The 677-nt window shown below is 54.4% G+C and carries 1 protein-coding gene; it reads left to right on the forward strand.

Annotated elements, in window-relative coordinates; all coding sequences use genetic code 11:
• A partial coding sequence (locus AC1RPW_RS07765; protein ID WP_481769405.1) for a hypothetical protein occupies positions 1-310 on the forward strand: 310 nt, incomplete at its 5' end.
• Between the last annotated feature and the right edge of the window lie 367 nt (positions 311-677).

Raw genomic sequence — 677 nt, forward strand, 5'->3', positions numbered from 1 at the left:
GCATATGTATGCAAAACAGGTTCCGCCGCTTACCATGGACGCAGTAGCTCAGGATATCGTGCGGCTCGCGATGGAGCGCGAAATCGTGAAAGGACCTGTGGTAATCTCGAACGGCGCGTACGCAGGTGTTCGCTTGGTGGAAATGGGGCTGAAGCTTCTGCGTGCGCGTACCGCTCTTTGTGAAGCAATCAACCAGAAATATCGCATCACCATGTATCCGTCCGAATTCATCAGTCTTGAGACGATTGGTGATCTTGCGAATCAGGTGATCCAACACGTGGAGGGCAAGGAATTGTGTTCGCAGGCGTAATTGTGGGTGCTCTTAACGGCCTTATCAGCGGGATCGTCGGGGCATTTGTTATGGGTCTGGGTCTAGGTATTGGTGCCACGCTGCTCGCGCAATGGCTGCTGAACCATGTGCAGGTGCTTGTGCATTGAACGAGACGCCTGTGCATTATCCGGATACGTGGTTCGGGCCCTGCAAATGCCGAGAGCGTATGGGGTTCGAGGGCGCGAAATGTGTGTATGAAAAGGGCAAGCGCCCTTGTGACAAGGAGAAACATGAATCACGGTGAATTGATTTTTCGCGACATCGGTCTGGGTGTCAACAAGCATGGCCAGTGCCCGCTGCTAGTGACCGGCATTGTGCTTGTCGAGGCCTCGGACCACATGCGCCT

Source organism: Dellaglioa sp. CoH-55-MRSF-8 (genome assembly GCF_056782195.1).